The organism is Nonomuraea maheshkhaliensis (genome assembly GCF_039529435.1).
GTDB lineage: Bacteria > Actinomycetota > Actinomycetes > Streptosporangiales > Streptosporangiaceae > Nonomuraea > Nonomuraea maheshkhaliensis.
On sequence record NZ_BAAAMU010000087.1, the window covers coordinates 4,585 to 18,251 of the forward strand.

The following is a 13,667-nucleotide window of genomic DNA, read 5'->3' on the forward strand; positions in this document are numbered from 1 at the left end:
CGGGCGGGGGGCCCGCCTCGGACTGAGGGGCCCGCACCTGCCCGGCGGGCCGGTTGCCGTCTCGCGCCGATCCGGGCGAGGAGGGGCCGTCCGGCACGGTCTCGTCGCCGGCCGGGGTGGACAGGGCCTGGTGGACCAGGGCCTTGGCGCGGGTCGTGTCGATGCCGTCCAGCTCGGGCGGCAGGGCCGCGGGCTGTGCGCGCCACGTCGCGTAGCGCACCACGTACGCCAGCGCCCTGACGGCCTCCTCCGGCGCCGCGTACGACGGGATCGAGCCCCGCGACGGCGTGGACTCCGCACCGTGAGCTCCCGACACGCGCAGCGCCGGATGCATCCCCAGATGCCCCCTGAACGTCGCGAGCACCGGTTTGCCGGCGTCCTTGGCGACCCGCAGCAGCTCGGCCGCCACCTCCTCGGCCCGGCCGGGGATGGGCGGCATGTCGATCACGACGGCCGCGTCCACGTCGGTGGAGGTCAGCTCGCTGGCGAGCGCCGCACCGAACTCGGCGGGCCCGGCGGCGGGCCCCAGGTTGACGGGCGGGCGCGGTTCGAGGCCGGCGGCAACGCAGGCGTCGGCGGCCAGCAGGCCGAGCGCGTCGGAGTTGGTGACGAGCGCGACCCTCGGCCCCGCGGGCAGCGGCTGGTAGGCCAGCAACTGGCCCACGTCGAAGAGCTGGATGAGGTCGTCCACCCTGATCAAGCCCGCCTGGTCGAACAGCGAGCCGATCGCGGAGTCGGGCAAACCGAGCTCCTCGGCCGAGTGACCGGAGGGGGTGCCGCCGCTCTTGACCACGACGACGGGCTTGCGGCGGGAGATGCGCCTGGCCAGCCGGGTGAACTTGCGCGGGTTTCCGAGCGACTCCAGGTAGAGCAGGATCACCTCGGTGGAGTCGTCCTCCTCCCAGTACTGCAGCAGGTCGTTGCCCGAGACGTCGGCCCTGTTGCCGGCCGAGACGAACGTCGAGATGCCCATGCCGCGCTGCGCCACCCGCTGCAGGAGCGCGGTGCCGAGCGCGCCCGACTGGCTGAAGAAGCCCACCCTTCCCCGGCCAGGCACGGTGGCGGCGAGGGTGGCGTTGAGCCGGACGGACGGGTCGGTGTTGGCGATGCCGAGGCAGTTGGGGCCCACGACGCGCAGGCCGTAGGAGCGGGCGATGCGGGCCAGCTCGTCCTGGCGGGCGCGGCCTTCCGCGCCCGTCTCGCCGAACCCGGAGGAGACCACGACCAGGCCGTGCACGCCCTTCTCGGCGCATTCCTTGACGACGTCGATCACGCCTTCGGCCGGCACCGCGACGACGGCCAGGTCGACCTCGCCGTCGATGGCCCCCACGCTCGGGTACGCCCGCACGCCCGCCACCGCCCGCACCTCCCGGTGCACGGGGTAGACGGGGCCGGTGAAGTCGGCGGCCAGGAGGTTGCGCAGCACGGTCTGGCCGACGCCGCCCGGCTCGCGCGAGGCGCCGATGACCGCGACGGAGCCGGGGGTGAGCAGCCTGGCGATCGAGCGGGACTCGGCCCTGTGCTCGCGCGCGGCCGTCACCTCGGCGGAGGTGTCGGTGGGGGTCAGGTCGAGGGTCATGCGTACGACGCCGTCTTCGAACTGGCTCTGGGCCGTGTAGCCGGCCTGGCGCAGCAGCCCCGTCATGCGCATGTTGGCGGGCAGCACGTCGGCGATGAACCGTTCGATGCCGCGCTCGCGTGCCGTGGCGGCCAGGTGTTCGAGCAGGACGGAGGCCACTCCCCTGCCCTGGTGGGCGTCCTCGACGAGGAAGGCCACCTCGGCCTCGCCGGGCGCGGTCCTGTCGTAGCGGATCACGGCCACCATCTCGGTGCCGATCGTGGCGATCAGCGCGACCCTGCTGACGTAGTCGACGTTCGTGAACCGCTCGACTTCCCTGTCGGACAGCCGGGGCCTGGGGCCGAAGAAGCGAAAATAGATCGACTCGTCCGACAGTCTGGAGTAGAACGAGCGGAGACGGTCGGCGTCGGCGGGCCTGATCGGGCGGACATGCGCGGTGCCGCCGTCGGCCAGAACGACGTCGGCTTCCCAATGGGCCGGATATTGTGCCTCCACAATCACGAGCGTAAACCTGCATCCCACATGCCAAGACCGGGGGCGCGGTTGGGCAACGCTTGTGCATCGAAGGCCACCCCGTGTCCGGCGTACGCCCCACGGGCAGCCCGGAAGCTGTTAGTTTTGCCGTGGCGTTTCAGCCGTTGGCCAGGCTCGTTCTGAAGGCAGCAAGGTGGTGACATCATGACGCGGGTCGTCGTGGTGGGCGATCTCATGACCGACGCGGTCGCTCGCGCCCGTTATGCACTCGCCCGGGCGAGCGACACCCCGGCGATCGTGACGATGCACGGCGGCGGCTCAGGGGCGAACATCGCGTCCTGGCTCGCCGTGGAGGGCGCCGAGGTGGCCTTCATCGGCCGCAGGGGCGCTGACATCACGGGTCGTAACCGCGACATGGAGCTGATGGGCTACGGCGTCGACGCCCGGCTTGTCATGGATCCTGAGCGTCCGACCGGCACCTGCGTGGTGCTCGTCACGCACAAGGGCGAGCGCACCATGCTGTCCGACCCCGGTGCCAACGCCGCGCTGTCGCCCGAGGACCTGCCGCGTGACCTGTTCACCCAGGGCACCCATCTGCATCTGTCGGGCTACACGCTGATCAACGAGGGCTCGCGCGACGCCGGTCTCGCCGCGCTCGACATGGCCAGGCACAACGGCATGTCGATCTCGGTCGACTGCGCCTCGTCCGCGCCGCTGGACCGTACGGGGGCCGAACCGTTCCTCGAATGGACCAACGGGGCCAAGCTGCTGTTCGCCAACATCGACCAGGCGAAGGTGCTGACCGGCCGCGACGACGCCGAGTCGGCCGCCAAGGTGCTCACCGCGTGGTTCCCGCAGGTCGTGATCAAGATGAGCGCCGAGGGCGCGCTGTGGTACAGCAACGGCCGCCCCGACCCGGTGCGGGTGGCCGCGGAGCCGGTCGACAAGATCGTCGACGGCACGGGCGCGGGTGACGCGTTCTGCGCCGGCTTCCTGCCGCCGTGGCTGGAGGGCAAGCCGCCGCACGAGGCGCTGGCCTCCGGAAACCGGCTCGCGGCCAAGGCGATCATGCATCTGGGCGCTCGACCGCCGTTCTGACGGTCTTCGGCCGGCGCTGTCGTGGAAGATCCGCCTAGCGTGTAGGTGAGGAGCGTGATAACCGGCGTGCGCCCGTTACGTTCCGGCGATCCGGCTTCCATCGGGCCCTACCGGCTGACCGGCTTCCTCGGCGAAGGCGGGCAGGGCAGCGTCTACCTGGGCTCCTCGCCCACGTCCGGTGAGCGGGTCGCCGTCAAACTGCTGCACTCCAGGTTCACCGAGGACGAGCGCGCGGTGCGCCGTTTCCTGCGCGAGGCCGACTCGGTGCGGCGGGTGGCGGAGTTCTGCACCGCGCGGGTGCTCGACGTGGGTGAGGCCGACGGGCGGCCGTACATCGTCGGCGAGTACGTGGACGGGCCCTCCCTGCAGCGCCATGTGAGCGCGGAAGGGCCCATGCGCGGGCAGGCGCTGATCCGGCTGGCCATCGCGACCGCCACCGCGCTGACCGCGATCCACCGGGCCGGGGTGGTGCATCGCGACTTCAAGCCGGGCAACGTGCTGCTCGGGCCGGACGGGCCCCGGGTGATCGACTTCGGCATCGCGCGGGCGCTGGACGTGAGCCAGAGCCTGACTTCCAGCGTCGTGGGGACGCCGGCGTTCATGGCGCCCGAGCAGTTCCTGGGGGACGCGCAGCCGGCCAGCGACGTGTTCGCGTGGGCGGGGACGATGGTGTTCGCGGCGACGGGGCGGGGGGCGTTCGGGTTCGGGGCGCTGCCGGTGGTGATGCACCGGATCCTGAACGGGGAGCCCGACCTGGCTGGGGTTCCCGAGGCGCTGGCGCCGTTGTTGTGGGCGGCGCTGGCCAAGGACCATCAGCGGCGGCCTGCGGCCGATCAGCTCATGCACGAACTCATCCGCTCCGCGGGCGCGTCACCGGCCGTCCCTGGTGGGTCGGTGGGCGACCACGTGCCCGTGCCGCCGGGTGGGGCGGCGGGCGACGGCTTCGCCACGCCCGGCGGGACGCGCAGACTCGCCGAGCCGGCCGCCTTCACGGCCGTCCCCCTACCGGGGCAGGACTTGCCCGGCCAGGACTTACCGGCCCAAGGTTTACCGGGCCAGGACTTACCGGTCGGCGGCGGTGCGCCGGGGCGGGGGTCGACGGGGCCGACCGGGCCGGGGCGGCGGGGTCGGCGGGGGCTGTTGATCACGGCGGGCGCGGCGGCGACGGCGGTGGTCGTGGGGCTGGTCGCCTGGATGGTCGTCCAGTTCAACGACCGCACCGCCGCCACCACGACGACGCCCGGCCCTGTCGCCTACGGGAGCGCGCTCACCTCCGTCGTACGCCCGTCCGGCAAGAAGGGCGGCACCGTACGCCTGGCGTCGGCGGTCGGCCTGGACTCCACGGACCCGGCCGACATGTACATGACGCAGTCGTGGAACATGGTCCGCCTCTACGGCCGCGCGCTGACGATGTTCAAGCCGGCCCCGGGCGCGGCGGGGACGCGGATCGTGCCTGACCTGGCCGAATCGCTCGGCAAGCCGAGTGACGGCGGCAAGACCTGGACCTACACGCTCCGGCAGGGCCTGAAGTTCGAGGACGGGACGCCGATTACCTCGGCCGACGTCGCGTACGCGGTGCTGCGCAGCATGGACTCCGGTTTCGAGCAGGGCACCAGCTACTTCGACCTCATGCTCGACCTGCCCGCCGGCTACCAGGGCGCCTACAAGTCGCCCACCGCCGTCACCACGTCCGCGATCGAGACGCCGGACGATCGCACGATCGTGTTCCACCTGAAGGAGCCGTTCGCCACGTTCGACCACCTCGTCCAGTTGCCCGAGACGATCCCGGTGCCGAAGGCGAAGGACACGCGCGACGGTTACCAGCTCAAGGTGGTCTCGTCGGGTCCGTACCGGTTCGCCCGGGTCGCGGAGAACTCCGTCGTCCTGGAGCGCAACCCCAACTGGTCACCCGAGTCCGACCCCAATCGCACCGCACTGCCCGACCGCTTCGAGCTCACCTACGGGATGGACGCGGCCCAGGCGGCCGACCGGTTCAAGGCGGGAGAGGCCGAGGTGGGGCCGCTCGTGCCGGACGGCGAGATCGCGGCGGTGCTCGGCGACCCCGCGCGCAAGGCCCAGGCCGACGCCCCGATCACGACGGTGCGCGTGCTGGCGATCAATCCGCAGGTGCCGCCGTTCGACCGGCCCGACTGCCGCCGCGCGGTGGTGCGCGCGCTCGACCTGAACGCCGTGCGGACGGCCGACCTGCCGCTGCCGGACGAGGTGCCCACGTCGCTGGTGCCGCCCACGGTGCCGGGGCAGCACGCGGCCGTCCCCGGGCTGACGGCGGACGGCGACCCGGCCGCCGCCCGGCAGGACCTGGCGAGGTGCGGCAGGGCCGGCGGCTTCCCGGCCAAGTACCTCTACCGCGACCTGCCCCAGGAGACGGCGGTGGCGCAGGCGGTCAAGGCCACGCTGGCCGAGGTGGGCATCGACGTGTCGCTGGAGGCGGCGCCGGTCCCGGAGTTCCACCAGTCCAAGGGCGGCAGCCCTGAGTACCTGAAGAAGAACCAGGTGGGGCTCATCGCCAAGTCGTGGATCTACGACTGGCCCGATCCGTACTCGTTCCTGCCCGAGATGGTGGACAGCAGGCGGATCAGGGAGAAGGAGTTCTCGTTCAACGTCAGTGTCCGGCTGCCCACCGTGGACGCGGTCCTGGACCGGGCGACCAGCCAGCTCGACCCGAGGATCAGGGCCGGGCTGTGGGCGGAGGCCGAGCGGCGGGTGGCCGGTGAGGCGGTGCTGGTGCCGCTGACCTGGCGCCGTTCGCTGCTCCTGCGCGGCACCAGGGCCACCGACCTTCACGTCAGCCCGATCTACGCCGACTACGACCTGACCACCATCGGCGTGAGCACCGCCTCCTGACCCCTTGCACCAGCTCCTGACCCCAGGCACCGGCTCCTGGCGCCCGGCACCGCACGACAGCTCACCACCGCACGACGCTCGGCACCACACAACGCTCGGCACCGCACGACGCTCGGCACCGCACGACGCTCGGCACCGCACGATGGTTCAGCATCGCACGACGGCCGGCGCGCCACGGCGCCCGTTCTCCGCGCGACGGCACGCCGTGGGACGAGGGTCAGCTGGTGACGGCGAGGGCCAGGGGCAGCACGGCGGGAGCGCCCGCGTGGCGGACCAGCGCCGCCGCCAGCGTCATCGTCCAGCCCGTGTCGACCCGGTCGTCCACCAGCAGGACCGGCCCGCCGCAACCGGCGACGGCCGCACTGAGGTCCTTCGGCATGGCCAGCGTGCCCCTGATCGCCTGCACCCGCTTGGCGCTGTTGAACTGCTGCCCCGGCGACCCGGCCCGATAGCCCAGCTCGCCCAGATACGTCAGCCGCCCCACCTGCGCGAGCCGCTCGGCGAACCCGCGCACGAGCTTGGGCCGCGTCGCCGAAGGAACGTTGACCACGGCGACAGGCCGCGCACCCCACTCCCAGGCCGACAGAACCTTGATCACGGCGGCGAACATGTCGTCGGCCACCGGCTGATCGTCTCCGGCGAACAGCTCCCGCAGCCGGTTGCCCCACCCGATGTCGGTCAGCCGCCCGAGCGCCCTGCCGGGCTCGGCGCCCAGCTCGGGCTTGATCCGCCCGGACAGGTCGGACAGGCCGGTCGGCCACTGCCTGCGGGCCTCGATCTCGACGCCCGGCCTGCTCAGGCGTTCGCGGGCGGTCTCGACGGCCTGGGCGGCGATCTCCGGGGAACGGTGGCGGCCGGTGCAGTTGTCGCAGCGCCCGCACGGGGTGGCGGTGTCGTCGTCGAGGTGCCGGCGCAGGTATTGCTCCCTGCACTCGGTCGTGGTCAGGTAGGCGAGCATGGCCTGCTGCTCGGCCCCGCGCTCGGCGGCGATGCGGGCGTAGCGCTCGCCGTCGTAGGCCCACTCCTGCCCGGTGGCCTCCCAGCCGCCCTTGACCCGGCGGACGGCGCCGTCGACGTCGAGCACCTTGAGCATCATCTCCAGGCGGCTGCGGCTGAGGTCGACGGCGGTCTCAAGGGCGGGGGTGGACATCAGGCCGCGCTCTTCCAGGGTCTGCAACGTGGTGCGGACGACGGGCTCGGGCGGGAAGGCCAGCGAGGCGAAATAGGCCCAGATGTCGCGGTCTTCCGTGCCGGGGAGCAGGATCACCTCGGCCCGTTCGACGCCGCGCCCGGCCCGGCCGACCTGCTGGTAGTAGGCCACGGGCGACTGCGGCGCGCCCACGTGGATGACGAAGCCCAGGTCGGGCTTGTCGAAGCCCATCCCGAGCGCGCTCGTGGCCACCAGCGCCTTGATCCGGTTGCCGAGCAGCGCGTCCTCGGCGGCCAGCCGTTCTGACGGCTCGGTCTGGCCGGAGTAGGCGGCCACCTCGATCCCCTGCTCGCGCAGGTAGCCGGCGATCTCGTGGGCGGCCGCGACGGTGAGGGTGTAGACGATGCCGGAGCCGGGCAGCTCGCGCAGCGTCTGGGCCAGCCAGGCCAGGCGCTGCTCGGCGGTGGGCAGGCGGACGACGCTCAGGTGCAGGCTCTCGCGCTCGAGCGGCCCGCGCAGGACGAGCGTGTCGTCGCCGTCGGGCCGCAGCTCGGCGGGCAGGCGCAACTGCTCGGCCACGTCACGGGTGACGCGCGCGTTGGCGGTGGCGGTCGTGGCCAGCACCGGGATGCCCGGCGGCAGCTCCGCGAACAGCGTGGACAGCCGGCGGTAGTCGGGGCGGAAGTCGTGACCCCAGTCGGAGATGCAGTGGGCCTCGTCGACCACCACCAGCCCGGCGCTCTCGGCCAGCTCGGGCAGGACGTTGTCGCGGAAGTCGGGGTTGTTGAGCCGCTCGGGGCTGACCAGCAGCACGTCGACCATGCCCTCGGCGACCTGGCCGTAGATCTCCTCCCAGGCCTCGGGGTTGGCGGAGTTGATCGTGACGGCGCTGATTCCGGCCCGCTCGGCGGCGGCGATCTGGTTGCGCATGAGCGCCAGCAGCGGCGAGACGATGACCGTGGGGCCCTCGCCGAGCTCGCGCAGCAGCGCGGTGGCGACGAAGTAGACGGCCGACTTGCCCCAGCCGGTGCGCTGCACGACCAGCACCCTGCGGCGGCCGAGCACGAGGGCCTCGATGGCGGCCCACTGGTCGTCGCGGAGGACGGCGTGCTCGCCGGCCAGCGCCCGCAGGCGCTCCTCGGCCTCTTCCCGCAGCATCGCGGCATCGGGGGCTTCAATCATGCCTCTTTGTTACCAGCTCCCCCCGACCAAATACTCCCCGATCCATCTCGTTGTCGCGGCTTTCTCCCCGCGATGACCGTCCCTACAACCGCCTTCTTCCTTTACGGCTTCGCGGAGCCGGCCCCACCCGCCGCACGTGGCCGGGCCCCGTCCAGGGGAACGCTCCTCCGGTTCACGGGGCGGGCCGCCGTGACGTGCGCTCTGTGGGCCTCCCGCGTGGTCAACCGGTCACCACGCGGACGGCCCACGATGCGCACGTCACGGCGGCCCGCCCTGTGCGGGTCAGAGGGCGTTTTCCTGGAGGCCATCAGCCATGTGCGGTGGGTGGCGGTGACGCCCGCGTGCCGTAGGAAATGATGATTTCAGATCTTGTCAGCGTGCTCGGGGAAAGCGTTGATCGTGACCCGATGCATCCGGCGGCGCTCGGTGTAGTCGGCGACCGCGTAGTGCTGCGTCGGACGGTTGTCCCAGAAGGCGAGCGTTCCCGGCCGCCACCGCAGCCGGAGCTGGAACTCCGGCGAGCGGATGTGGTCGATCAGGAACGGCAGCAGCGCCTCGTTCTCCCGGTCGCTCAGCCCGATGAGGCGGGTGGTCGAGGCGCGGTTGACGAAGAGCGCCTTGCGGCCGGTCTCCGCGTGCACGCGCACCACGGGACGCACGATCGGCGGCCACTTCGCCTGGATCTCGGCCAGGTCGAAGGGATGCCCCTTCGAGATCGCCTTCTTCATCGACATCGTGATGTCGTGCTCGGCGGTCAGTTCGTCGCACAGCCGCTGGATGGGAGGCGAGAGCGTCTCGTACGCCAGGTGGGTGTTGGCCCAGCACGTGTCGCCGCCCACCGAGGGCAACTGGACGCAGCGCAGCAGCGAGCCCATCGGCGGCGTCGGCTCGAAGGTGTTGTCGCTGTGCCACTCGTCCCCGCCCTCACCCTTGGGCGAGGTCTGGTCGAGGACGTGGATGGGGCTGCTGGAATCCTTCTTGAAGGCCGGGTGGTTGAGCGTGCCGAAGTTGAGGGCGAACTGCACGTGCTGCTCGTCGTCGATGTGCTGGTCGCGGAAGAACAGCACGTGGTACTTGAGCCACCCCTCCCGCAGGGTGACGACCTCCTCCTGCGACAGCGGCTTGCGCAGATCGACCCCGGTGACCTCGGCGCCGATGTGCTTGGTCACGGGATGAAACTCGATCATGACGCCTCCGTAATCAGGGGGATCCCATGAGCAGAACGGTAAGACCAAGCAATTGCTTGGTCAAGCTCGACACTGTGCATCGAACACGTTTGCGATAAACGACGGAGGGCCGCTAGGATCCGTACGTGACCAGCGGGCCGTATCCTCGAAGACAGACAGATCGTTACGGTTCTCCCCGCCTCGGCCGGCCGAGGCTTGAGCGACACTATGGATACGCCACTGGAGCCCTGGCTCATGCCATCATCTCCAAGGGCGGACACGTCGCGATCCCTGCCGGTCCGTGGCCGCACGCGCTTCTGTCGACGCCCCACACGCCGATCTGACGCTTGTCCAGCGGGCTGACGGCTACGGTTACTGCTCGAGTACAGAAGGAGGATGCGCTTCCCCTCGGCGCGACGGCCGAGGCAGCCGCGCAGCACAAGATGGCCCGACGCACGACTGCACCCCCACCTGAGGATTTCGAGGAGCGGATCGTCGACATCGACGTCTCCTCCGAGATGCGCGCGAGCTACCTCGAGTACGCCTACTCGGTGATCTATCAGCGCGCCCTGCCCGACGCGCGCGACGGCCTCAAGCCGGTGCAGCGGCGCATCCTCTACTCGATGAGTGAGATGGGCCTGCGCCCCGACCGCGGCCACGTCAAGTCCTCGCGCGTCGTCGGCGACGTGATGGGCAAGCTGCATCCCCACGGCGACAGCGCGATCTACGACGCCCTGGTGCGCCTGGCGCAGCCGTTCTCGATGCGCCTGCCGCTGGTCGACGGCCACGGCAACTTCGGCTCGCCCGACGACCTGCCCGCCGCCATGCGTTACACCGAGGCCAGGCTGGCCCCGGCGGCGATGCTCATGGTCGACTCGCTCGACGAGGACACCGTCGACTTCAAGCCCAACTACGACGGCCAGGAGACCGAGCCGGTCGTCATGCCGTCGGCGTTCCCCAACCTGCTGGTCAACGGCACGAGCGGCATCGCGGTCGGCATGGCCACCAACATGGCGCCGCACAACCTGACCGAGGTCGTGGCCGCCGCCCGCCACCTGATCAAGAAGCCGGACGCCACGCTCGACGAGCTGATGAAATACGTCCCCGGCCCGGACCTGCCGACGGGCGGCTCGATCATCGGGCTGCAGGGGGTGCGCGACGCCTACGAGACCGGTCGTGGCACGTTCCGCATGCGCGCCAAGTGCGAGGTCGAGCAGATCACGCCGCGGCGCAAGGGCATCATCGTCACCGAGCTCCCCTACAACGTCGGCCCCGAGCGCGTGGTCACCAAGATCAAGGAGCTGGTGACCAGCAAGAAGCTCCAGGGCATCGCCGACCTCAAGGACCTCACCGACCGGCACAAGGGCCTGCGGCTGGTCATCGAGATCAAGAACGGCTTCATCCCCGAGGCGGTGCTGGAGGAGCTCTACCGGCTGACGCCGATGGAGGAGACGTTCGGCATCAACAACGTCACCCTGGTCGACGGCGAGCCGCGCACGCTCGGGCTGCGCGAGCTGCTGCAGGTCTATGTGGACCACCGGCTGGAGGTCGTGCGGCGCAGGTCGGAGTTCAGGCGGCGCAAGCGCGAGGAGCGCCTGCACCTGGTCGACGGCCTGATCATCGCGCTGCTCAACATCGACGAGGTCATCCAGGTCATCCGTTCCTCCGACGACTCCGCGCAGGCGCGGACCCGGCTGATGGAGGTGTTCGACCTCACCGACATCCAGGCCGCCTACATCCTCGAAACGCCGCTGCGCCGCCTGACCCGCTACGACAAGCTGGAGCTCGACCGCGAGAAGGAGACGCTGAGCGACGAGATCGCCAAGCTCACCGAGATCCTCTCCTCCGAGGCCAAGCTGCGTCAGGTCGTCTCGGGCGAGCTGGCCGAGGTGGCCAAGAAATACGGCACGCCGCGCCGCACCGTCCTGCTGGAGGCGCCCGGCGTCGCCCGCACCCCGGTGACGTCGCTGCAGGTGGCCGACGACCCGTGCCTGGCCATGCTGTCCTCCACCGGCCTGCTGGCCCGCACCCCCGACGCCACGCCACTGCCCGGCGAGGGCGACCGGACCGCCCACGACGTGCTGGTCAGCGTCGTGCGCACGTCCGTGCGAGGCGAGGTCGGCGTGGTCACCTCGCTGGGCCGGCTGATCCGGGTCCAGGTCGTCGACCTGCCGACGCTGCCGCCCTCGGCCAACCCGCCGTCGTTGTCGGGCGGGCATCCGGTGTCCGAATACGTGTCCCTGCAGCCCGACGAGAAGGTGATCGGGCTCGGCTCCCTCGACCCCGACGGGCCGGGCCTCGCGCTCGGCACCGCGCAGGGCGTGGTCAAGCGGGTGGTGCCCGACTATCCGGCCAACCGCGACGACTTCGAGGTGATCACCCTCAAGGACGGCGACACCGTGGTGGGGGCCGTCGAGCTGGTGTCCGAGGCCCATGACCTGGTGTTCATCTCCTCCGACGCCCAGCTGCTGCGCTTCTCCGCCGCTCTCGTACGTCCCCAGGGCCGGCCCGCGGGCGGCATGGCCGGCATCCGGCTCGACGACGGCGCCCGGGTGATCTGGTTCGGCGTGGTCGACCCCGAGCGTCCCGCGCAGGTGGTCACCGTCGCCGGCTCCTCCACGGCGTTGCCCGGCACCCAGGTGGGCGGTGGCAAGGTGTCCGACTACGCCGAGTTTCCCGCCAAGGGACGGGCCACGGGTGGCGTGCGGGCCCAGCGCTTCCTCAAGGGCGAGGACGAGCTGCTGCTGGCCTGGGCCGGCCCGGCTCCGGCCAAGGCGGTCTCGGCGGTGGGCAAGCCGGTGCCGCTGCCGGAGGAGATCGGCCGCCGCGACGGCTCCGGAGTCCGGCTCACCCACACGATCGGCGCCATCGGCGGCGCCCTCGCCTCCGGCCCCGAGGCGTTGCCGGGCGGGGCGTCGGCTGAGGTGACCAGCGCGGACGAGCCATCCGCCGACGAATGACCCTTCCCGCCGGCCACCACATCGGCGGCTGACCACGTGGACCCGCGGGTCCGGCGCGAACCGAACCAGGCGCCCGGGCCCGCAGAGGCCGGATCCGCGCGATCCGGATTCACAGGTGACGGGTCCCCCAGGGGTCAGGCCGGCAGGAGCTCCAACCCGCAGGCGGCCGGCCCTGCTGTGGAAGCGGGACCGGCCACTCCCCCGTCCAGCGACCCAGCTCAGTCCCGGCAGAGGCAGAACGGGTGGCCGGCCGGGTCGAGGAAGACGCGGAAGTCGTCGTCCTCGCTGGGCTGGTGCGCGTGCTTGGTCGCGCCGATCTTGATCACCTGGGCCTCGGCCTCGTCCAGGTCGTCGACCGTCACGTCGAGGTGGAACTGCTGCGGGCGGTCCGGGTCCGGCCAGGCGGGCGGCTGGTGGTCGGGCGCGAGCTGGAACGCCAGCCTCTTGGGCGGCCCGCCGTCGCTGACCACGACCCAGTCGTCCTCCACCGAGGTGACCGGCCAGCCCAGCAAGGCGGCGTAGAAGTCCGCCAGAGCCCGTGGATCCGGACAGTCCACCACAACGGTTCGGAACTTCGCGATACCGCCCATTACCGTGAACCCCTCTCAGACGAGAATGGATGCCATGGCTGCCAACTCGTTCATGGTCCCGCTCGGCACTCCCGCGCCCGCCTTCGACCTGACCGCCATCAGCGGCGGCAGCGTCTCACTCGAAGACCTCAAGGGTTCTCCCGCCACACTCGTGGCGTTCCTGTCGAACCACTGCCCGTACGTGCGGCACATCGAAGCCGGCCTCGGCGCGCTGGCCGGGGACTACGACGCCAGATTGTCGATCGTGGCCATCTGCAGCAATGACAGCGTGAACTACCCCGACGACGACCCGACACACCTGGCGGAGCAGGCGGCGCGGGCGGGGTTCTCGTTCCCGTATCTGCTGGACGACACCCAGGAGGTGGCCAAGGCTTACCGGGCGGCCTGCACGCCGGACTTCTTCCTCTACGACGGAGATTTCCGGCTCGCCTACCGCGGCGAGTTCGACGGCTCCAGGCCGGGCAACGACGTGCCGGTCACCGGCGAGTCGCTGCGGGCCGCCATCGACGCCCTGCTCGACGGCGAGCCGGTGCCGGAGCAGCAGCGCCCGTCGCTCGGCTGCGGCATCAAGTGGAAGCCGGGCAACGAACCCGGATGAACCGG

At 71.3% G+C, this 13,667-nt stretch carries 8 protein-coding genes; 4 read left to right on the forward strand and 4 right to left on the reverse strand.

The window, feature by feature from the left end:
• On the reverse strand, positions 1–2,074 hold a 2,074-nt coding region (locus ABFX54_RS39695), incomplete at its 3' end, for a bifunctional acetate--CoA ligase family protein/GNAT family N-acetyltransferase (RefSeq protein ID WP_346111985.1).
• Between the two features lie 183 nt (positions 2,075–2,257).
• On the opposite strand from ABFX54_RS39695, the gene ABFX54_RS39700 reads away from it, so the two are divergent.
• Positions 2,258–3,151 (forward strand): carbohydrate kinase family protein, encoded by an 894-nt coding sequence (locus ABFX54_RS39700; protein WP_346111986.1) that lies wholly within the window; start codon positions 2,258–2,260, stop codon positions 3,149–3,151.
• A gap of 66 nt (positions 3,152–3,217) precedes the next feature.
• On the forward strand, positions 3,218–6,016 hold the full coding sequence (locus tag ABFX54_RS39705; protein WP_346111987.1) for an ABC transporter substrate-binding protein: 2,799 nt from the start codon (positions 3,218–3,220) through the stop codon (positions 6,014–6,016).
• Positions 6,017–6,233: 217 nt separating this feature from the next.
• Here ABFX54_RS39705 and ABFX54_RS39710 read toward each other — a convergent pair whose 3' ends face one another.
• Both ABFX54_RS39710 and ABFX54_RS39715 read right to left on the reverse strand, forming a co-directional pair.
• Positions 6,234–8,348 carry a RecQ family ATP-dependent DNA helicase gene (locus ABFX54_RS39710; protein ID WP_346111988.1) on the reverse strand — a complete coding sequence of 705 codons (2,115 nt, stop codon included), beginning with the start codon at positions 8,346–8,348 and terminating at the stop codon, positions 6,234–6,236.
• Positions 8,349–8,710: 362 nt separating this feature from the next.
• A complete protein-coding gene (locus ABFX54_RS39715; RefSeq protein ID WP_346111989.1) occupies positions 8,711–9,535 on the reverse strand; it encodes a TauD/TfdA dioxygenase family protein in 825 nt (274 codons plus the stop codon).
• A 422-nt stretch (positions 9,536–9,957) separates the two neighbouring features.
• Between ABFX54_RS39715 and ABFX54_RS39720 the strand changes: the two genes are divergently transcribed.
• Positions 9,958–12,474: a DNA gyrase/topoisomerase IV subunit A gene (locus ABFX54_RS39720; protein WP_346111990.1), complete on the forward strand. Its 2,517-nt coding sequence runs from the start codon at positions 9,958–9,960 to the stop codon at positions 12,472–12,474.
• A 218-nt stretch (positions 12,475–12,692) separates the two neighbouring features.
• Here ABFX54_RS39720 and ABFX54_RS39725 read toward each other — a convergent pair whose 3' ends face one another.
• Positions 12,693–13,064 (reverse strand): VOC family protein, encoded by a 372-nt coding sequence (locus tag ABFX54_RS39725; RefSeq protein WP_346111991.1) that lies wholly within the window; start codon positions 13,062–13,064, stop codon positions 12,693–12,695.
• Between the two features lie 34 nt (positions 13,065–13,098).
• Between ABFX54_RS39725 and ABFX54_RS39730 the strand changes: the two genes are divergently transcribed.
• A complete protein-coding gene (locus ABFX54_RS39730; protein ID WP_346111992.1) occupies positions 13,099–13,662 on the forward strand; it encodes a thioredoxin family protein in 564 nt (187 codons plus the stop codon).
• The last annotated feature ends 5 nt before the right edge of the window (positions 13,663–13,667 follow it).

Excerpts from the sequence above, each read along its gene's own strand:
- ABFX54_RS39700 (WP_346111986.1), top strand. The coding sequence starts at position 2,258 with ATGACGCGGGTCGTCGTGGTGGGCGATCTCATGACCGACGCGGTCGCT.
- ABFX54_RS39710 (WP_346111988.1), bottom strand. The coding sequence starts at position 8,348 with ATGATTGAAGCCCCCGATGCCGCGATGCTGCGGGAAGAGGCCGAGGAG.
- ABFX54_RS39715 (WP_346111989.1), bottom strand. The coding sequence starts at position 9,535 with ATGATCGAGTTTCATCCCGTGACCAAGCACATCGGCGCCGAGGTCACC.
- ABFX54_RS39720 (WP_346111990.1), top strand. The coding sequence starts at position 9,958 with ATGGCCCGACGCACGACTGCACCCCCACCTGAGGATTTCGAGGAGCGG.
- ABFX54_RS39725 (WP_346111991.1), bottom strand. The coding sequence starts at position 13,064 with ATGGGCGGTATCGCGAAGTTCCGAACCGTTGTGGTGGACTGTCCGGAT.
- ABFX54_RS39730 (WP_346111992.1), top strand. The coding sequence starts at position 13,099 with ATGGCTGCCAACTCGTTCATGGTCCCGCTCGGCACTCCCGCGCCCGCC.